Consider the following 18,356-nt stretch of genomic DNA (forward strand, 5'->3'; position numbering starts at 1 on the left):
CACCCACCCCCGCCACCCCTGGAAGCCGACCGCGGCGAGCCGGGCGCGGACCGGCTCGCCACAAGCACAGCCGAACCAGTGATCCGCGTGCCAGCGGATCGCTGTAGGCGAACGCGACCCGCTCCACCCACCCCGCCAACTCCGAAAGCCGACCGCGGCGAGCCGGGCAGGGACCGGCTCGCCACAAGCACAGCCGAACCAGTGATCCGCGTGCCAGCGGATCGCTGTAGGCGGAAGCGACCCGCTCCACCCACCCCCGCCATCTCCGGAAGCCGACCGCGGCGAGCCGGGCAGGGACCGGCTCGCTATCTGATCAGCCGCGACAGCAGCCGGTCGGCGAGGATCCTGCCGTCGGTCTGGCAGGTGGGGCAGTACTGGAGCGTGGAGTCGTGGAAGACCACCTGGCGGATCGTGTCGCCGCAGACGGGGCACGCCTCTCCTGTGCGGCCGTGGACGCGCATGCCGAGCTTCTTCTCGCGCTTGAGGTCGGCCGCGTGCAGGCCCTCGGCGCGGGCGAGCGCCTCCTCGAGTGTGCAGCGGAGGGCCGCGTAGAGGCGGTCCAGCTCGTCGGCGGTGAGCGCGGCGGGCTTGAAGGGCGACATGCGCGCCACGTGGAGGATCTCGTCGGAGTAGGCGTTGCCGATGCCGGCGATGCGGGACTGGTCGCGGAGGACGCCCTTCACCTGCGCCCGGCCCGCCGTGGCGAGGATCGCGCCGAGGATCTCCTCGGTGAACTCCGGGTCCAGCGGATCGGGACCCAGCCGGGCGACGCCCGGGACGTCGAGCGGATCGGCGACGATCGAGAGCGCGAGGCTCTTCTTGGTGCCGGCCTCCGTCACGTCGAATCCCGACCCGTCGTCGAGGACCAGCCGGGCGGCGAGCGGGCCCCGGCCGGGCTTCGCCGGAGCCGTCGGCCGGTCGGGCCGCCAGCGGACCCAGCCGGCGCGGGCGAGGTGCAGGAGGACGTGGGCCTCGCCGACTGCGAGGTCGAGGAACTTGCCGTGCCGCGACACTCCGTGGACGGTCTCGCCGGAGAGAGCCGACGGCGGGATGGCCACGGTCTTGAGGGCGGAGATCGCGAACACGTCGAGCCGCTCGAGGACGCGTCCGCCCAGGCGCGCGTCGAGATCGAGAGCGAGGGCCTGGACCTCGGGGAGTTCGGGCATGCGACCACCCTGGCCCGCGGGTCCCGCACCGTCCACCCCTGGCGGAGGGGGCGGCAGCGGGTCAGTCGCCGAAGCGCGTCGCCGCGACCTTCCGCAGGAACAGCTCGTGGAACCGGTAGTCGCCGGTGATCTCGGGGTGGAACGCCGTACCGAGGAGGTTGCCCTGCTCGACCGCGACCACCCGCCCGTCGGCGACGCTGGCGAGCGCGGTCGCCCGCTCCCCCAGCTCCTCCACGACCGGTGCGCGGATGAAGACCGCGTGCACCGGCGGATCGCCGATGGCCGGCACGTCGAGATCGGTCTCGAAGGAGTCGAGCTGGTTGCCGAACGCGTTCCTCCGAACCGACACGTCCAGGCCGCCGAAGCTGCTCTGGCCGTCGATGCGGTCGAGGACCCGGTCGGCGAGCATGATCAGCCCGGCGCAGGTCCCGTAGACGGGCATCCCCGCCCCGATCGCCTCGACGACCGGCTCCGCGAGGCCGAAGAGGCGCGACAGCTTGTCCATCACCGTGGACTCGCCGCCCGGGATGACCAGCCCCGCGACGGCGGCCAGCTCCTCCGGGCGGCGCACCAGCACCACCTCGGCGCCCAGCTCGCGCAGGACGTGCGCGTGCTCGCGGAAGTCGCCCTGCAGCGCGAGGACGCCGACGCGGAGCCCCTCGAGGGACTCCCGCGTCGGTCCTGCGCCGGCGAGCGGCGCGTCGGCGCTACCAGCCACGCTCGGCGAGGCGGTGCGGCGCGGGCACGTCGGCCACGTTGATGCCGACCATCGCCTCACCCAGGCCGCGCGAGGCCTCCGCGACGACCTTCGCGTCGTCGAAGAAGGTGGTCGCCTTCACGATCGCGGCCGCGCGCTTGGCGGGCTCGCCCGACTTGAAGACGCCGGAGCCGACGAACACGCCGTCGGCGCCCAGCTGCATCATCAGCGCCGCGTCGGCCGGGGTCGCGACCCCGCCGGCGGTGAAGAGGACGACGGGGAGCTTGCCGGTCCGGGCGATCTCGACGACCAGGTCGTAGGGGGCCTGCAGATCCTTGGCGGCGACGTAGAGCTCGTCCTTGGTCATCGCCTTCAGGCGGTTGACCTCGCCGGAGATCGTGCGGATGTGCTTGGTCGCCTCGGAGACGTCGCCGGTGCCGGCCTCGCCCTTCGAGCGGATCATCGCTGCGCCCTCGGTGATGCGGCGCAGCGCCTCGCCCAGGTTGGTCGCTCCGCAGACGAAGGGGACGGTGAAGTTCCACTTGTCGATGTGGTTCACGTAGTCGGCGGGCGAGAGGACCTCGGACTCGTCGATGTAGTCGACGCCGAGCTCCTGCAGGATCTGCGCCTCGACGAAGTGGCCGATGCGCGCCTTCGCCATGACGGGGATCGACACGGCGGAGACGATGCCGTCGATCAGGTCGGGGTCGCTCATGCGTGCGACGCCGCCCTGCGAGCGGATGTCGGCGGGGACGCGCTCGAGCGCCATGACGGCGACCGCGCCGGCGTCCTCCGCGATGCGGGCCTGATCGGCGTCGACGACGTCCATGATGACGCCGCCCTTGAGCATCTCGGCGAGACCGCGCTTGACGCGGCTCGAGCCGAACTGCTCGGGAGCGGACGAGGACGGAGTGGTGGTGTCGGTCATGTTCGCGAGTCCTGTTCTGTGCGGCGACTTCCGCCGACGGCAGCTCCGAGTCTACGAGACGGCGCCCGCCGTCCGCGGCGCTGGACAGGGGGCCGGGCGGCGGTCTAGAGGCTCGGCCAGGCCGCCGCGAGGCTCGCCCGCACGTCGCCGAGCAGCTGCGGGAGCGCCTTCGTGCGGGCGATGATCGGGAAGAAGTTCGCGTCGGTCGCCCAGCGCGGAACCACGTGCTGGTGCAGGTGCGCGGCGATCCCCGCTCCCGCGACCGCGCCCTGGTTCATCCCGAGGTTGAAGCCGTCGTTGTTCGAGACCGAGCGGACGACGCGCATGGCCGTCTGCGTGAGCGCTCCGATCTCGGCCACTTCCTCGGGAGTGGCCTCGTCGTAGAGCGGGATGTGCCGGTACGGGCAGACCAGGAGGTGGCCGGAGTTGTACGGGAACAGGTTCAGCAGGACGTAGGCGTGCTCCCCGCGGGCGACGATGAGGGCCTCCTCGTCGCTCAGCGTCGGCGCCACGCAGAAGGGGCAGTCGTCGGCTCCGGGCTGCCCCTTCTGGATGTAGACCATCCGGTGCGGCGTCCACAGGCGCTGGAACTCGTCGGGAACCCCGGCGAGGTGCGCCGAGCCCTCCGCTCCCTCGGGCACGTAGCCGTCGCTCACGCTCAGACCTGCGCCTTCGAGGCGACGGCCTCGCGGATGCGCGCGACGGCGTCGGCGACCGGGATCCCGTTCTCCTGCGTGCCGTCGCGGAAGCGGAAGCTGACGGCTCCGGCGTCGCGGTCCTTCTCCCCCACGATCATCTGGAAGGGCACCTTCTGCAGCGTGGCGTTGCGGATCTTCTTCTGCATCCGGTCGCTGGAGTAGTCGATCTCGGCGCGGATGCCCGACCTCTTGAGCTCGCCGACGACCTCCTCGAGGTAGGTCAGGTACTCGTCGGCGATCGGGATGCCCACGACCTGGACCGGCGACAGCCAGACCGGGAACGCCCCGGCGTAGTGCTCGGTGAGGATCGCGAAGAAGCGCTCGATGGAGCCGAAGAGCGCGCGGTGGATCATCACGGGCCGCTTCTTCGAGCCGTCCGAGGCCGTGTACTCGAGCTCGAAGCGCTCGGGCTGGTTGAAGTCGAGCTGGATGGTCGACATCTGCCAGGTGCGGCCGATGGCGTCGCGCGCCTGCACCGAGATCTTCGGACCGTAGAACGCCGCTCCTCCCGGATCCGGCACCAGCTCGAGACCGGAGGCGACGGCGACCGCGCGCAGCGACTCGATCGCCTCCTCCCACTGCTCGGGCGCACCGACGAACTTCGGGTTGCCCTCCTCGTTCGTGGACAACTCGAGGTAGAAGTCGTCGAGGCCGTAGTCGCGCAGCACCTGCAGCACGAACTCGAGGTTGCGGGTCAGCTCGGCCGACACGTCCTCCTGCGCGACGTAGATGTGGGCGTCGTCCTGGGTCAGGCCGCGCACGCGGGTGAGGCCCTGCAGGGTGCCGCTCTTCTCGTAGCGGTACACGGTGCCGAACTCGGCCAGGCGCAGCGGGAGCTCGCGGTAGCTGCGGCCGCGCGAGCGGAAGATCAGGTTGTGGAACGGGCAGTTCATGGGCTTGAGGTAGTAGTCCTGGCCCTGGCGGGTGACGTTGCCGTCCTCGTCCTGCAGCTCGTCGAGGTGCATCGGGGGGAACATCCCCTCGGAGTACCACTGCAGGTGCCCGCTCGTGAGGAACAGGTCGCCCTTGGTGATGTGCGGCGTGTAGACGAGCTCGTAGTCGTGGGCGAGCAGCTGCTCGCGCATGTACTGCTCGATCTCGTAGCGGATGATCCCGCCCTTGGGGTGGAAGACCGCGAGGCCGGAGCCGATCTCGTCCGGGAAGGAGAACAGGTCGAGCTCGTGGCCGAGCTTGCGGTGGTCGCGGCGCGCCGCCTCCTCGAGGCGGGCCTGGTGCTCGCGCAGCTCGTCCTTCGTGGGCCACGCGGTGCCGTAGACGCGCTGCAGCTGCGGGTTCTTCTCCGAGCCGCGCCAGTAGGCGGCAGCGTTGCGGGTCAGGGCGTAGCCGTTGCCGATCATGCGGGTGTTGGGCAGGTGCGGGCCGCGGCAGAGGTCCTTCCAGACCGTCTCGCCGGAACGCGGGTCGACGTTGTCGTAGATGGTGAGCTCGGCGCCGCCGACCTCGACGCTCTCGTGCTCGGCTCCCCCGCCCTTGATCCCGATCAGCTCGAGCTTGTAGGGCTCGCCGGCGAGCTCGGCGCGCGCCTCCTCCTCGGAGACGACGCGGCGCACGAACCGCTGGCCCTGGCGGACGATGCGGTCCATCGCCTTCTCGAGCGCCTTCATCGCCTCGGGCGTGAAGGGCTCCTCGACGTCGAAGTCGTAGTAGAAGCCGTCGGTGACGGGCGGGCCGATGCCCAGCTTCGCCTCCGGGTTGATCTGCTGCACCGCCTGCGCGAGCACGTGGGCCGCGGAGTGGCGGAGGATGTTCAGCCCGTCCGGCGAGGAGATGAGCACCGGCTCGATGCGGTCGCCCGGCACGACGTCGGCGGCGAGGTCCTTGAGCTCCCCGTTGACGCGGATCGCGACCACGGCCCGGTCGGTGAAGTGCGTGAATCCCGTGCCCGCCTCGGTGACGACCGAGTGGGACTCGTTCTCTGCGGGATTCGACGGTTCGTTCGACACGTGCGGGCACTCCTCGGGCTCGGTTGACCCCTCGACTGTAGTCGGCGGCGGCCTCTACCCGAGCGCGTCGCGCACGCGGGCGTCGAGCGCGCGCAGAGCGGAGGCGAGCTCGTCCCGGTCGGCGCCGGGGAGCACGAGCGAGCTGCGCTCGAGCTGGTGCAGGAGGACCTCCTCCAGGCCGGGCGGCAGGGAGTCCACGGCGAGCGCCCCCTCGAGTGCGGCGAGCACGGCGACGACGGCCACCGCGTCGCGTGCCGCGAGTCTGCGTGCGCTGATCTCCATGCGTCTCCGTCCGTGTCGTCCGATCCCGTCACCCTGCCGACAGGACGTGCCCCGGAGAGGGGCGCGGGGGCGACCGGTGCGCAATCCGTCCAGGTGGCATCCTGGTCCGATGGGTGCCGGTCCTGCGCTGCAGCGCTTCACGCGCTCCGGGGCCGACCTGGAGGAGGCGCGGCGCTTCTACTCGGACGGCTACGGCGGGTCGGGATTCCGGACGGAACCGGTCGAGCGGCCCTTCTCCTTCCGCTACGACGTCTCCGGGAGCGAGGGCGTGAGCCTGCGGACGTCTGTGTTCCGGGGCTCCGTGTCCGGGGGGCTGCGTCCGGCGGGCGAGTACGTCGTCTCGTGGTTCCTCTCCGGCACGAGCGTGGTGGACCCGGAGGGCGATCGGATCGTCCACCTGCCGGGGCGGCCGGTCGTGTTCCCCAGCGCGCGTCCGTTCGAGTTCGTCAGCCGCGACTTCCAGCAGCGGCTCGTGCACGTGGCCGCCGGCCTCCTCGAGCAGGTCGCGTCCGAGGCCGGCGACGGCGTGCCGCTGCCGCTCGTCTTCGACCACCGCTCGATCGCCTCCGCGTCGGCACTCCCGGGCTGGTGGCGGGCGGTCGACGACTTCGCGGGCGTCCTTCGGTCGGGCCGCGAGGCGACAGCGCTGCAGCTCGTGGCGGCCGAGCGCGGCGTCGCTCTGCACCTGCTCGCGACCTTCGCGCACCGGCCGGTCGTCGTTCCGGCGCAGGTGCTGCGGCCGGGGCTCGAGCACCTGCTGCGTGCCGCCGAGTTCCTGCACGCGTTCGCCGCGTCGCCCGTCACCGTGTCCGACATCGCGACAGCGGCGGGGCTCACTCCGCGGGCGCTGCAGGCCGCGTTCCGGAGGCACTTCGGCGACACTCCGCTCGGCTACCTGCGCGGCGTGCGTCTCGACCGGGCGCGCGTCGAGCTGCGCGAGGGCGCTCCGGGCGAGGAGACCGTGCGCGCCGTCTCCGCGCGCTGGGGCTTCCTCAACCAGGGCCGCTTCTCGGGGGCGTACCACCGCCGCTTCGGCGAGTACCCGGTGGAGACCCTGCGCCGCTGACGCTCAGGCGCCGGGAGCGAGATCGCGGGCGTAGCAGACCGAGTGCTCGGACCCGATGTAGGCGCCGAACGGCGGGATGGCGTGGTAGCCCTCCCGGAGGTAGAACCGCATCGCGTCGGGCTGGAGCGTCCCGGTCTCCAGCACCAGGCGCGTCGTGCCCAGAGCGGCCGCCCGCGCCTCGAGCGCGCGCAGGACGGCCGTGGCCGCTCCGGTGCCGCGGGCGGCGCGGTCGGCGAACATCCGCTTCACCTCGATCGCCCCCGGTCCGAGGACGTCGTCGTCGAGAGGCCGCAGTCCGCCGCAGGCCACCGCCGTGCCGCTCGCGTCGCGGGCGACGAGGAAGACGGGCACGTCGTCGGCCGAGGGCGGCGTGCCGGGCTCGTGGTCGTCGTTGCCGTAGCGCTCGTCGAGCTCGCGCCGCTGCGCGTCGCGCAGACGCTCGGCGTCCGGGTGGGTCCACGCCACCTCGTCGATGCTCCAGCTCATGAGGGCTCCTCCCGGCCGCGCGGCGGGCACGGCCGAGGCCATTCTGCCGCGCCCGCCCCCCTCCGGCCGGCCCGGTGGCAACCCCTTCCGCGCCGGGCCGCAGCGGGCGTCGACTGGAGGCCCACCGACGAAAGGACTCACCGTGCTCTCCGACTCCCCCATCGGCCCCGTTCTGCTCTCCCGCGACCTCGCCGCCGCCCGCGCCTTCTACGCCGGCTCCCTGGGACTGGAGGTCCTCGAGGAGAGCGAGTCGGCGATCGCCTACTCCTGCGGCGGCACGCGGCTCACCGTCACCGCCAGCACCACGGGCTCGAAGGACGAGCAGACCAAGGCCGCCTGGCGGGTGGCCGACCTGCGCGCCGAGCTGGACGCGCTGGCGGCTCGGGGCGTGGCTCCGGAGGACTACGACAGCGACGAGCTGCGCACCGAGAACGGCGTGGCCGACCGCGGCAGCGTCTGGGCGTCCTGGATCCTCGATCCCGACGGGAACGCGCTCGGCATCGAGCAGCCCAAGAGCTGATCGGCGCCGCTCTAGACTCGCCCCATGCCCGACGACTCCGCTCCGCTGCCCGCGCCCGGGTGGTACCCGCACCCGGCCGACCTCGGCTCGGAGCTCTACTGGGACGGCGCGGCGTGGACGGACCGGTCCCGCCCGTCCTCCTCGGCGCCCGCTCCCGCCTACGGCACGCCCCCGGGCGCTCCGGAGCAGGAGCTGTACGCCTATCCGTCCGCCCCGTCCTCCGCGGCAGGCCGCAACCCCATGGCGATCGCGAGCCTCGTGCTCGGCGTCCTGAGCCTGCTGATCAATCCGCTGCTGATCCCCTCGATCCTCGCCATCGTCTTCTCGGCGAAGGGCCGGGCGGCCGCACCGCTCGTCGGAGGCGGTCGCGGGCTCGCGACGGCAGGACTCGTCACCGGGATCCTCGGTCTGGTGTCGGGCGTCTTCACCATCGTCGGCAACCTCTCGGCCGGGGTCCCCGGCCTGGCCGGCTGACCGGGGTGCCGCGGCCCTCGACGCCCCGATGACCGCGCGCCGGAGCGCTCCCTGGCTCCTCGTCGTGGCGGTCGCCCTGGTCGCGCTGGTCCTGCGCGGTCCGATCGTCGCCGTCGCGCCGATCATCGACGCGGTGCGCGAGGACCTCGCGCTGTCCGCGGGCCAGGCGGGGATCCTCACCAGCATCCCCGTGCTCTGCTTCGCCCTGGCGACTCCGCTCGCCCTCCTGGTGATCCGCCGCGCGGGACCCGACGCCGCCGTGACCGTCACGGTGATCGGCGTCGCGCTCGGCACGATCGTCCGCTCGATCGGCGACGTGGGACCGGCCGTGGCGGGCACCATCCTGATCGGCGTCTCCATCACGATCGGCAACGTCGTCCTCCCCGTCGTGATCCGGCGGGACGTCGCTCCCGAGCGCGTCGACCTCACGACGGGCGTCTACACCGCGGCCCTCAACATCGGCTCGACAATCACCTCGCTCGGCACCGCTCCGCTCGCTCTAACCCTCGGCTGGCGCGGCGCCCTGCTCGTCTGGCTCGCCCTCAACGCCCTCGCTCTGGCCGGCTGGCTCGTGGCCGTGGGGCCTCGGGCGGCCCTGCGTCCGACTCCCCGCCCGTCCCGCGCCGACCGCGCACCGGCCGCACCGGCTCCGCGGATCTTCCGCAGCGCGACCGTGCTGGCGCTCGCGCTCTGCTTCTCTAGCCAGGCGTTCTCGTACTACGGAGTGACGGCGTGGCTCCCCTCGCTGCTCGTCGACCGCAACGGCTTCTCGATCGCGACCGCGGGCGCGAGCGCCTCGGTGTTCCAGCTCGCCGCGGTCGCCGGCGCCCTCGGCGTCCCGCTCCTGGTCCGGAGGCTCGGACCCCTGGGGGGCATCGTGCTCGTCGGCCTCCTCTGGTGCACGGTGCCGGCGGGGCTGCTGCTCGCCCCGCAGCTCTGGGCGCTCTGGTGCGTGCTGGGCGGCGCGGCCCAGGGCGGAGGATTCACGGTGGTCTTCGTGCTCGTCGTGCGGCTCTCCCGCTCCGACGCCCACGCGTCGCGGCTCTCGGCCACGGTGCAGGGGATCGGCTACGCCGTGGCCGCCACCGCCCCGACCGTCATCGGCTTCGCGCACGACGCGAGCGGCGGCTGGGAGGCTCCCCTGCTGACCGTCCTCGCCGCGACCTGCTCCTTCCTCCTCTTCGGCACCCTCGCCGCTGCGCGCCAGCGCCGGGCCTGACCCGCGACACGACCGGCCGCGCCGTCAAGGGGGCCGTCCGACGACTGTCGGCCCCGTAGCGTGTCCGCATGGCCGAGCAGAGCACGACCCGCGAGAAGACAGCGCCCGATCCCGACGATTCCCGGAAGCCCGACGACGTCACCGACATCACCAGGCGCTCCTGGTTCTACGTCCTCAAGAAGACGGCTCGCGAGTTCGGCGCGGACCAGTGCACCGACCTCGCCGCCGCGCTCACCTACTACGCCGTGCTCGCGCTCTTCCCCGCCCTGCTCGCGATCGTGTCGGTGCTGGGGCTCTTCGGCCAGGCGCAGGCCACCACCGATCTGGTGCTCGACCTGATCGGGAACCTCGCGTCGAGCGAGGTCGTCGACCTGCTGCGCGACCCGATCCAGGCGCTGACCAGCTCCTCCGCCGCGGGTCTCGCCTTCGTGACCGGTGTCGTCGGAGCGATCTGGTCCGCCTCCGGCTACGTCGGCGCCTTCGGCCGCGCGATGAACCGCGTCTACCAGATCGACGAGGGGCGCCCCTTCTGGAAGCTCCGCCCGACGATGCTCGGCGTGACCGTGGTGACGGTCGTCCTGATCGTGATCGCGGCGCTCATCCTGGTGCTCAGCGGACCGGTCGCGACCGCCGTCGGCGACGTCGTGGGCCTCGGGCCCGCCGCCCTCACCGTGTGGAACATCGCGAAATGGCCGGTGCTCGTGGTCATCGCGATCGTGATCGTCGCGATCCTGTACTACTGGGCGCCCAACATCCGCCAGCCGAAGTTCCGCTGGATCAGCATCGGATCGATCGTCGCCCTGGCGATCTGGCTGATCGCCTCGACCGGCTTCGCGTTCTACGTGGCCAACTTCTCCAACTACAACAAGACCTACGGCTCGCTCGGCGCCGTGATCGTCTTCCTCCTCTGGATCTGGATCACCAACATCGCCCTGCTCTTCGGCGCGGAGTTCGACGCCGAGCTCGAGCGCGGACGCGAGCTGCAGGCGGGCATCGAGGCGGAGGAGACCATCCAGCTCCCCCCGCGCGACACCGCCGCGAGCGACAAGAAGGCGGCCGTGCACGAGAAGGACGTCCGCGACGGACGCTGGCTGCGCCTGGCGAGCGAGAACCGCAGCGACAAGGGCGCGGCCCAGGACGACGAGGCCGCGAAGAAGAAGTGACTCAGGACTCGGACGACCAGAGCGCGCGGTAGTAGGCCGCGCGCTCGTCGTCCGGATCCGCTCCGTACTCCGCGAGGAGCAGCGGGGTGTGGCCGGAGCCGTAGTTCCAGCCGAGGCTGACCGCGGCGACCGCCAGATCCGCCCAGCGGTCACCCACGCCCAGGTCGCCGACGTCGACCGTGCCGCTCCAGCGTCCGTCGTCGTCGACGAGCGTGTTCGGAGCGCACGCGTCGCCGTGCACCACGACGGGGTCCACGAGCTCCGGAGCCGCGCCGAGCGCCGACGGCCGGCGCGCGAACCAGGAGTCGCCGCGCAGCTCTTCGGGCACCGCGTCGACGGGGAGCGCGTGGACCGCCCGCAGGCCGGCCGCGATCGCGCGGACGGCCTCCTCCGGCCGGGCTGTCCACTTCGGATCGACGGCGCTCCGCCCGGGCAGCGGTGCGGTGAGGAGCCACTGCCCCTCCTCGTCCTCGCCCGCCTCCAGGATCCGGGGCGCGTCGATCCGCCCCTCCAGCCAGCGCAGACGCGCGATCTCGCGACGGAGGTCGACGCCCGTGGACCGGGGATTCCACTTCAGGTACCCGGCGTCCACGCGGAAGGTCAGCCCATCGAGCTCGTTGCGCCAGACGAGCGCCGGATCGGTGCCGCCGTTCAGGCGCCTCGCCGGCGACGGGATCCGGACGCCCTCGAGCGAGGACTGCCGTGCGAGGTCCGGACCGCTCATGCCCTCAGGGTAGGCGCTTCGATCCTGAGAGGATCCGCATGCCGCGGACCGCGCCACCCGCCTCCTCCGAGCAGAGCGCCTTTACCCTGACGGGCGTGCCGGAGCAGCCGCCCGGCGCGATCCGGTGACGAGGGAGCCCCCGTGACGCAGAGCGACGACGACCGCGGGCCGGCGCAGCCCGACTTCTCGAAGGAGCAGGAGGGCTACCGTCCCGGCCTCAAGCCCCGGCAGCTGCAGATGATCGCCATCGGCGGCGCGATCGGCACCGGCCTCTTCCTCGGCGCCGGCGGCCGACTCGCCACCGCCGGTCCCTCGCTCGTCGTCGTGTACGCGGTCTGCGGCGTCTTCGCCTACCTGATCCTCCGCGCGCTCGGCGAGCTGGTCCTGCACCGGCCGAGCTCGGGCTCCTTCATCTCCTACGCCCGCGAGTTCCTGGGCGAGAAGGCCGCCTTCGTCGCCGGATGGATGTACTTCCTGAACTGGGCGATGACCGCGATCGCCGACGTCACCGCGGTGGCCCTGTACGTGAAGTACTGGTCGCTCTTCTCCTCCGTGCCCCAGTGGCTCCTCGCGCTCATCGCCCTGGTCGTCGTGCTCTCGCTGAACCTCGTCTCGGTCAAGGTCTTCGGGGAGCTGGAGTTCTGGTTCGCGCTCATCAAGGTCACGGCGCTGGTGGTCTTCCTGGTGATCGGCGTCGTCGTGCTCGCCGCGGGCTGGCCGCTGCAGTCCGGCGGCGTCGCCGTGGACCCCGGGATCAGCCTCTGGAACGACAACGGCGGCATCCTGCCCGGCGGCCTGGTCGCCAGCGTCCTGGTCGTCCAGGGCGTGGTGTTCGCCTACTCCGGAGTCGAGCTTGTCGGCACGGCGGCGGGCGAGACCGCGGAGCCGGCGAAGGTCATCCCGCGCGCCATCAACTCGGTCATCCTGCGCATCGCCGTCTTCTACGTCGGCTCGGTGCTGCTGCTGACGCTGCTGCTGCCCTACACGGCCTACTCGAAGGGCGAGAGCCCGTTCGTCACGTTCTTCAGCTCGCTGGGCGACGGCTCCTCGGGCGAGATCGCCGGATCGATCATGAACTTCGTCGTGCTGACGGCCGCGCTCTCCAGCATCAACGCCGGGCTCTACTCGACCGGCCGCATCCTCCGCTCCATGGCGCTCAACGGCTCCGCCCCCGCCTTCACCGGCCGGATGAACAAGCAGGGCGTCCCCTACGGCGGCATCCTGCTCACGGCGAGCATCACCCTGATCGGGATCGTGCTGAACCTCTTCGTGCCGTCCGAGGCCTTCGAGATCGTCCTCAACGTCTCGGCGCTGGGCATCGTCACGGGCTGGGGCATGATCGTCCTCTGCCAGATGCAGCTGCAGCGCTGGGCGGCCCAGGGGCGCCTGGAGCGCCCGTCCTTCCGGATGCCCGGCGCCCCGGTGACCTCGTGGCTCACCCTGGCGTTCCTGGTGATCGTGGTGGTCCTCATCGCCGTCGACTTCCCGACCGGCACCTGGACCGTGGGGATCGTCGCGGTGGTCGGCGTGCCCGCCCTGATCGTGGGCTGGCACGTCGCGAAGCCGCGCATCCTGGCGATCGCGTCCGCCCGTGACGGCTTCACCGGCGCCCACCCCGTGATCGCCGCCCGTCCGGCCTCCGAGGCCAAGCGCGACGGGAACGAGCGGCGCCGCGAGTAGGGCGGGTCAGCGCCGGCGGAGGTAGCGCAGGAGCAGCGTGTCGCCGGCGCTGAGCACGTGCGCCAGGTGCTGCGGGCGCGGTCCGGGGACGTCGCCGCGGGCGAGCCTCCCGGAGTCCCCCGCCTCGAGCGTCGGAGCGACGGTCAGGCAGAGCTCGTCAACGGCGTCCGCGGCGAGGAGGGTCCCGAGCAGCGACGGACCGCCCTCGCAGTGGATCCTGCCGAGCCCCCGCTCCGCGAGCTGCGCCCGCATCCGCGTCGCGTCGAGCTCTGCGTCGCCGCAGACGAGCACGTCGGCGACCTCGGCGAGCTCCGCGCGGCGGCGAGCCGGCGAGGAGCCGGTGGTCACGACGATCGGGCGCACCGGCGCCTCGGTGAAGATCCGCGAGGCGGGATCGAGGTCGAGCGACCCCGAGACGATCGCGAAGACGGGCTGCGGGGCGCGCCCGGTGCCGAGCCGCGCCCGCACGGTTTCGTCGCTCAGCACCATCGGACCGTAGCCCTCGGTCCGCACCGTGCCGGCCGCGACGAGCACGACGTCGGCGAGCCGGCGGAGCAGGTCGAACACGCGCAGGTCCGCCGCTCCCCCGAGATCGCCCGAGACGCCGTCGCGGGTGACCGCTCCGTCGACGCTCGCGACGAAGTTGACCCGGAGCCACTCCTCGCCCGCCCCGTCCGCGTAGAGGGCCAGCAGAGCCTCGTCGGACAGGTCCTGCCCGGCCGGCAACAGGCCGTCGATGCGGGCGCTCACGCCGCCGGCTCCACGTTGTGGCGGAGGAAGGCGGGCGCCCGCCAGCCCAGCACCGCCTCCGTCATCCGCACGGCGTCCACCGCCTGGCGCACGTCGTGCATGCGCACGATCCGCGCACCGTTCAGGATGCAGATCACCGCGGCGGCGAGGGAGCCCTCGAGGCGCTCCCCCTGCGGCCGGTCCAGCGCCTCGCCGATGAAGTCCTTGTTGGAGACCGCGGCGAGCACCGGGAAGCCGAGCGCTGCCACCTCGCCCAGCCGGCGGGTGAGCTCGAGCGTGTGCAGGGTGTTCTTGTTCAGGTCGTGACCCGGATCGACGATGATCCTCCCGGCAGGCACTCCACCCGAGAGCGCGCGATCGACGCGGCTCCGCAGATGGTCGACCACGGTCGCCACGACGTCGTCGTACTCGGGTCTCTCCGGCTCGCTGCGGGGGGCGCCCACGCTGTGGGTGATGACGAGCTGGGCGGAGGAGGAGGCGACGACCTCGAGCATCCGGGGGTCGTGCAGCCCGCTCGTGTCGTTGATGACGGAGGCGCCCGCGGCGATGCTCGCGCGCGCGACCTCGGCGCTCGTCGTGTCTACCGAGACGACCACGTCGCTCCGCTCCGCGATGCCCGCCACGACGGGGACGACCCGGTCGAGCTCCTCCTGGAGCGTGACAGCGGGGCCGCGGCCGAACGGCACTCCGCCGATGTCGACCCAGTCGGCGCCGAGCTCCGCGGCGCGCACGGCGGCCGCGATGGCGCTGTCCAGGGCGAAGGTGGAGCCCTTGTCGTAGAAGGAGTCGGGTGTGCGGTTCACGACCGCCATCACGGCCACCTGCCGCTCGAAGTCGAACTCTCGTCCGCCGATGTGCCGCGTGGTCATGGGCGCGTCCCTCCCGCTCGGAGCGCCGGGAGAAGGCCGGCGCCGCTCACCCTAGACGAGCGGAGTCGGCGGAGGCTGGAGCGGGCCGCCCTCGAGCAGCGCCTGGAAGAGGACGTGGTCCTGCCACTCCCCGGCGATCCGCAGGTAGCGCCGCGCGACGCCGATCCGCTCGAAGCCGTTGCGCTGCAGCACGGTCTGCGATCCGACGTTGTGGAGGAGCGTCCCGGCCTGCACGCGGTGCAGCCCCAGATCCTCCCGCGCGGTGCGCAGGACGGCTCCGACCGCGCGGGTCATCACGCCGCGGCCCTGCAGACCGCTGTCGAGCCAGTAGCCGAGATCGCCGCTGTCGAAGGCGCCGCGGACGATGTTCGCGAGAGTCAGCCGACCGACGATCACGCCGCCCGCGTCGAGGACGAGCGGGAGGACGCTGCCGGCCCGGTGCGCGGCGAGTGCGTCAGCGACGGCGTCGGTCTGGCCCCCCGCCTCGAAGAAGCGGGTCGAGCGCGTCGGCTCCCAGGGCGCGAGGTGCCGGCGGTTGCGCCGGTACGCGGCGGCGAGGGCAGGTCCGTCGTCCCGCGAGACGAGCCGCAGGAGGGTGCCCTGGTCGTCGACGGGGATCGGGGCGGGCATCCTGCGAGGGTAGCGCCGGAGCCGGGAACGACAGAACCCCCGGCCAGGGGCCGGGGGTTCTCGTGGTGGGCGATACTGGGATCGAACCAGTGACCTCTTCCGTGTCAGGGAAGCGCGCTACCGCTGCGCCAATCGCCCGTTGCTCCGTGCGGAGCGCCTCGTTCGGTGAACGATCGAGGTGGATACGGGATTCGAACCCGTGTATACGGCTTTGCAGGCCGCTGCCTCGCCTCTCGGCCAATCCACCGTGTACGGGATTCGGTGTCGGCGGCCCGAGGGCCGACCAGGTGGGAGGCACCCGAGGGTGCCGTCCCGATGACGCCGGTCCGAGGACCGGTGTTCGAGCGGATGACGAGATTCGAACTCGCGACCCTCACCTTGGCAAGGTGATGCGCTACCGCTGCGCCACATCCGCATGTAGGTCGTACTGGTGTTGCCGTTTTGCGTGTCGTGCTCTCTTGCTGTCTGTCCGGCGCTTTCGCTGCCCGGCTCGACCTAGAAGAATGTATACGACAGCGGCGCCGGAATCCAAATCGAGCGGACGCCGATCCCGCCGCTCGGAGTCCGATCCGCGTCTTTCCGCGCGAAACCGGCTCGTCGCCGTCCGTTCACCCGGGCGTGGCGGGCGTCGGCGGTGCATCCGGGCCCCGCGGATCCGCTACGATCGTCTCTCGGGTCGTCCAGCACGTCCCCCTGGGCGATTGGCGCAGTTGGTAGCGCGCTTCCTTCACACGGAAGAGGTCATCGGTTCGAGTCCGGTATCGCCCACCCTCACCCCCGGTCCGTGCTCACGCACTCGGCCGGGGGTTCTCTCGTCCCGCCGCGGTCGTCCTCCGGCCTCGCAGCGCCCAGTCGAAGGAGCCGACCCGCGATGATGGGCCGCTCGCACGCCGTCTCCGGTGCGCTCGCCTGGGCCGTCGCCGCCTCCGTGCCCGCCGTCGCCGGGCCCCTCGGCCTCGCGGGTCTCCCGCTCGACCTCCGACTGGTCGGCCTCGGAGTCGCCGCCGGCTGGGCCCTGGTGCCCGACGCGGACCACGCGAGCGCGACCGTCTCCCGTTCGGCGCCGGCCGCCTCCCTGCTCACCGCGACCGCGGGCCGGATCAGCGGAGGGCACCGGCACGGGATGCACTCGCTGCTCGCGGTCGCCGTCGTCTGGTACCTGGTGCCGGTGCTCACGGCGCTGCGCTTCCCGGTGCCGGTCGTCGGTCCCGTCGCCGTGGCCGCCGTGCTCACGCTGCCCGCCCTCGCCTTCGCCGCGAAGGCCGTCCGGGCCGCCCCCTCCTGGCGCATCGCCTGGGCCGGGGCGACGGTCGTCACGGTCCTGCTCGTCGCGCTCGCCGACGGCACCTGGGCGTGGCTCCGGGTCGCCGCGACGCTGGGCTACCTCGTGCACGTGGCCGGCGACGCCCTCACGACCGGCGGGATCAACTGGCTGTGGCCGCTGCGCGTGCGCCTGCCGCGGCGCCTGCGCCGGACACCGCTGCGCCACGTCTGGACCACCGGAGGCTACGCCGCGCTGCCCGTCCTGGGCTCCTCCGGGTCCTGGCGCGAGACGGTCCTCTACTGGCTCATGTCCGCGGCGACGATCGTGCTCACCGCCTCGATGATCACGGCCGAGCTGCGGTAGCCCGGGGCGCCCTCCTCAGAAGACCTTCCCCGGGTTCATGATCCCCAGCGGGTCGAACACGGCCTTGATCCCGCGCTGGAGCGCCAGCGAGTCCTCGCCCAGCTCCTCCGCCAGCCAGCGCTGCTTGAGCAGTCCCACGCCGTGCTCGCCCGTGAGCGTGCCGCCGAGGGCCAGGGCCGTGCGGAAGAGCTCCGCGGCGGCGTCCCAGACGTCCTCCCCCACGGGTCCGTCCCCCGCGGGCAGCACGAAGTTCGGGTGGAGGTTCCCGTCCCCCGCGTGGGCGACGGTGGGGATGCTGAGCCCCGTCCGCTCCTCGATGCCGCGGATCGCCGCGAACATCGCCGGCAGCGCGGAGCGGGGCACGCAGACGTCCTCGATCAGCACGCGGCCCTCCGCCTCGAGCGCCGGGTGGAAGGCCCGGCGGACGGCCAGCAGAGCCTCACCCTCGGCCGGGTCCTCGGTCGCCTCGGCGGCGCCCCCGGAGGCGGTCACGATCTCGAGGACGCGCTGCGACTCCTCCGCCGCTCCTCCGCCGTCCGTCTGGACGAGGAGGTAGGCGGCACCGCGGTCCAGCATCGCTCCGGTGTAGCGCGAGATCGCGGCGAGCGCCGCCTCGTCCATCAGCTCCATCACCGCGGGACGGAGCCGCGCGGCGGTGATCGCGGCGGAGGCGGCGGCCGCGGCGACGACGCTCGGGAAGTACGCGCCGACCGTGACCACGCGCCCGGTCGGGATCGGGCGGAGCTTCACGGTGGCCTCCACGATGACGCCCAGCGTCCCCTCGGAGCCGGTCAGGAGCGCGGTGAGGTCGTACCCGGTGACTCCCTTCACGCTGCGGCGGCCGGTGCGGAGCAGTCGCCCGTCGGGGAGGACGACCGTCAACCCGAGCACCGCCTCCCGGGTCACGCCGTACTTGGCGCACAGCAGCCCCCCGGCGTTCGTCGAGATGTTGCCGCCGATGCTCGAGATCGCGCGGCTCGCGGGGTCGGGCGAGAACACGAGGCCGTGCGGAGCGACAGCGTCCGACAGCGCCTGATTGATGACCCCGGGCTCGACGACCGCGAGCTCGTCCTCGAGCGACACCTCGAGGATGCGGTCCATCGCGGCGGTCGAGAGGACGAGCGCTCCCTCGCTCGCCACTCCCCCGGCAGCGAGGCCCGTTCCCGCTCCGCGCGGCACGACCGGGAGCCGGTGCTCCGTCGCTATGCGCAGCGCCGCCTGCACGTCCTCGACCGAGCGGGCAGCGACGAGCGCGAGCGCGCGACCCGGTGCGGAGAAGCCCGACTTGTCGGTGTGCACGGCCTCGAACCCGGGGCCCTCGGTCAGGACCGCGTCTCCGAGCGCGTCGCGCAGCTGTCGGAGGATCTCGTGGTCGTGCATGGTTCACTCCGTGCGGTCGCGGGCGGGTCCTGC

At 72.5% G+C, this 18,356-nt stretch carries 19 protein-coding genes and 4 tRNA genes; 8 read left to right on the plus strand and 15 right to left on the minus strand.

From position 1 onward, the window contains the following. Positions 1-305: 305 nt before the first annotated feature. The 6 genes from C5C99_RS13955 to C5C99_RS13980 form a co-directional block, all read right to left on the minus strand. Positions 306-1,166 (minus strand): Fpg/Nei family DNA glycosylase, encoded by an 861-nt coding sequence (locus C5C99_RS13955; protein WP_104340251.1) that lies wholly within the window; start codon positions 1,164-1,166, stop codon positions 306-308. A gap of 61 nt (positions 1,167-1,227) precedes the next feature. Continuing rightward, on the minus strand, positions 1,228-1,800 hold the full coding sequence (gene pdxT / locus C5C99_RS13960; RefSeq protein ID WP_374953051.1) for a pyridoxal 5'-phosphate synthase glutaminase subunit PdxT: 573 nt from the start codon (positions 1,798-1,800) through the stop codon (positions 1,228-1,230). Positions 1,801-1,873: 73 nt separating this feature from the next. After that, positions 1,874-2,791 carry a pyridoxal 5'-phosphate synthase lyase subunit PdxS gene (gene pdxS, locus C5C99_RS13965; protein WP_104327526.1) on the minus strand — a complete coding sequence of 306 codons (918 nt, stop codon included), beginning with the start codon at positions 2,789-2,791 and terminating at the stop codon, positions 1,874-1,876. Between the two features lie 104 nt (positions 2,792-2,895). Beyond that, positions 2,896-3,447: an HIT domain-containing protein gene (locus C5C99_RS13970; RefSeq protein ID WP_258061501.1), complete on the minus strand. Its 552-nt coding sequence runs from the start codon at positions 3,445-3,447 to the stop codon at positions 2,896-2,898. A gap of 2 nt (positions 3,448-3,449) precedes the next feature. Further along, positions 3,450-5,360, minus strand: a complete 1,911-nt coding sequence (gene thrS, locus C5C99_RS13975) for a threonine--tRNA ligase (RefSeq protein ID WP_258063459.1) — start codon at positions 5,358-5,360, stop codon at positions 3,450-3,452. Positions 5,361-5,507: 147 nt separating this feature from the next. After that, positions 5,508-5,735 (minus strand): hypothetical protein, encoded by a 228-nt coding sequence (locus C5C99_RS13980; RefSeq protein ID WP_104261680.1) that lies wholly within the window; start codon positions 5,733-5,735, stop codon positions 5,508-5,510. A gap of 109 nt (positions 5,736-5,844) precedes the next feature. Between C5C99_RS13980 and C5C99_RS17220 the strand changes: the two genes are divergently transcribed. Then, complete coding sequence (locus tag C5C99_RS17220; RefSeq protein ID WP_104327523.1) at positions 5,845-6,801, plus strand: AraC family transcriptional regulator; 957 nt, start codon at positions 5,845-5,847, stop codon at positions 6,799-6,801. A gap of 3 nt (positions 6,802-6,804) precedes the next feature. Here the strand turns inward: C5C99_RS17220 and C5C99_RS13990 are convergent, their stop codons facing one another. Then, positions 6,805-7,287, minus strand: coding sequence for a GNAT family N-acetyltransferase (locus tag C5C99_RS13990; RefSeq protein WP_104340260.1), 483 nt, complete (start codon positions 7,285-7,287; stop codon positions 6,805-6,807). A gap of 142 nt (positions 7,288-7,429) precedes the next feature. On the opposite strand from C5C99_RS13990, the gene C5C99_RS13995 reads away from it, so the two are divergent. The 4 genes from C5C99_RS13995 to C5C99_RS14010 all read left to right on the plus strand — a co-directional run bounded on the left by C5C99_RS13995 (position 7,430) and on the right by C5C99_RS14010 (position 10,663). Continuing rightward, a complete protein-coding gene (locus C5C99_RS13995; protein WP_104340252.1) occupies positions 7,430-7,807 on the plus strand; it encodes a VOC family protein in 378 nt (125 codons plus the stop codon). Positions 7,808-7,831: 24 nt separating this feature from the next. Further along, positions 7,832-8,281: a DUF2510 domain-containing protein gene (locus C5C99_RS14000; RefSeq protein WP_104251081.1), complete on the plus strand. Its 450-nt coding sequence runs from the start codon at positions 7,832-7,834 to the stop codon at positions 8,279-8,281. A gap of 28 nt (positions 8,282-8,309) precedes the next feature. Beyond that, a complete protein-coding gene (locus C5C99_RS14005) occupies positions 8,310-9,500 on the plus strand; it encodes a CynX/NimT family MFS transporter (RefSeq protein WP_104340253.1) in 1,191 nt (396 codons plus the stop codon). A gap of 68 nt (positions 9,501-9,568) precedes the next feature. Next, the gene (locus tag C5C99_RS14010) at positions 9,569-10,663 is read left to right on the plus strand and encodes a YihY/virulence factor BrkB family protein (RefSeq protein ID WP_104251079.1); all 1,095 of its coding nucleotides are present in this window, start codon (positions 9,569-9,571) and stop codon (positions 10,661-10,663) included. 1 nt (position 10,664) lies between these two features. On the opposite strand, the gene C5C99_RS14015 is transcribed toward C5C99_RS14010, so the two are convergent. Next, positions 10,665-11,387, minus strand: a complete 723-nt coding sequence (locus C5C99_RS14015) for an aminoglycoside 3'-phosphotransferase (RefSeq protein ID WP_104340254.1) — start codon at positions 11,385-11,387, stop codon at positions 10,665-10,667. A 141-nt stretch (positions 11,388-11,528) separates the two neighbouring features. On the opposite strand from C5C99_RS14015, the gene C5C99_RS14020 reads away from it, so the two are divergent. Then, positions 11,529-13,067: an amino acid permease gene (locus tag C5C99_RS14020; protein WP_258063706.1), complete on the plus strand. Its 1,539-nt coding sequence runs from the start codon at positions 11,529-11,531 to the stop codon at positions 13,065-13,067. 6 nt (positions 13,068-13,073) lie between these two features. Here C5C99_RS14020 and C5C99_RS14025 read toward each other — a convergent pair whose 3' ends face one another. The 6 genes from C5C99_RS14025 to C5C99_RS14050 form a co-directional block, all read right to left on the minus strand. Further along, entirely contained in the window at positions 13,074-13,817 is a 744-nt protein-coding gene (locus tag C5C99_RS14025; RefSeq protein WP_104340255.1) for a pyrimidine reductase family protein, read from the minus strand. Further along, positions 13,814-14,686, minus strand: coding sequence for a dihydropteroate synthase (gene folP / locus C5C99_RS14030; protein ID WP_104224638.1), 873 nt, complete (start codon positions 14,684-14,686; stop codon positions 13,814-13,816). The genes C5C99_RS14025 and folP overlap by 4 nt, the downstream gene beginning before the upstream one ends. A 51-nt stretch (positions 14,687-14,737) precedes the next feature. Continuing rightward, positions 14,738-15,316, minus strand: coding sequence for a GNAT family N-acetyltransferase (locus tag C5C99_RS14035; RefSeq protein ID WP_104225349.1), 579 nt, complete (start codon positions 15,314-15,316; stop codon positions 14,738-14,740). A 63-nt stretch (positions 15,317-15,379) separates the two neighbouring features. Then, positions 15,380-15,454, minus strand: a tRNA-Val gene (locus tag C5C99_RS14040). 38 nt (positions 15,455-15,492) lie between these two features. Continuing rightward, positions 15,493-15,563 (minus strand) — tRNA-Cys (locus C5C99_RS14045). Positions 15,564-15,659: 96 nt separating this feature from the next. Beyond that, positions 15,660-15,731, minus strand: a tRNA-Gly gene (locus C5C99_RS14050). A gap of 280 nt (positions 15,732-16,011) precedes the next feature. Here C5C99_RS14050 and C5C99_RS14055 point away from each other — a divergent pair. Together C5C99_RS14055 and C5C99_RS14060 are read left to right on the plus strand one after the other, a co-directional pair. Further along, positions 16,012-16,084, plus strand: a tRNA-Val gene (locus tag C5C99_RS14055). Positions 16,085-16,187: 103 nt separating this feature from the next. Further along, complete coding sequence (locus C5C99_RS14060) at positions 16,188-16,943, plus strand: metal-dependent hydrolase (protein WP_104261617.1); 756 nt, start codon at positions 16,188-16,190, stop codon at positions 16,941-16,943. A 15-nt stretch (positions 16,944-16,958) separates the two neighbouring features. On the opposite strand, the gene C5C99_RS14065 is transcribed toward C5C99_RS14060, so the two are convergent. Next, positions 16,959-18,323, minus strand: a complete 1,365-nt coding sequence (locus tag C5C99_RS14065; protein WP_104246760.1) for an FAD-binding oxidoreductase — start codon at positions 18,321-18,323, stop codon at positions 16,959-16,961. Positions 18,324-18,356 lie beyond the last annotated feature (33 nt).

Source organism: Rathayibacter sp. AY1C4 (assembly GCF_002932195.1).
Taxonomy (GTDB): Bacteria; Actinomycetota; Actinomycetes; order Actinomycetales; family Microbacteriaceae; genus Rathayibacter.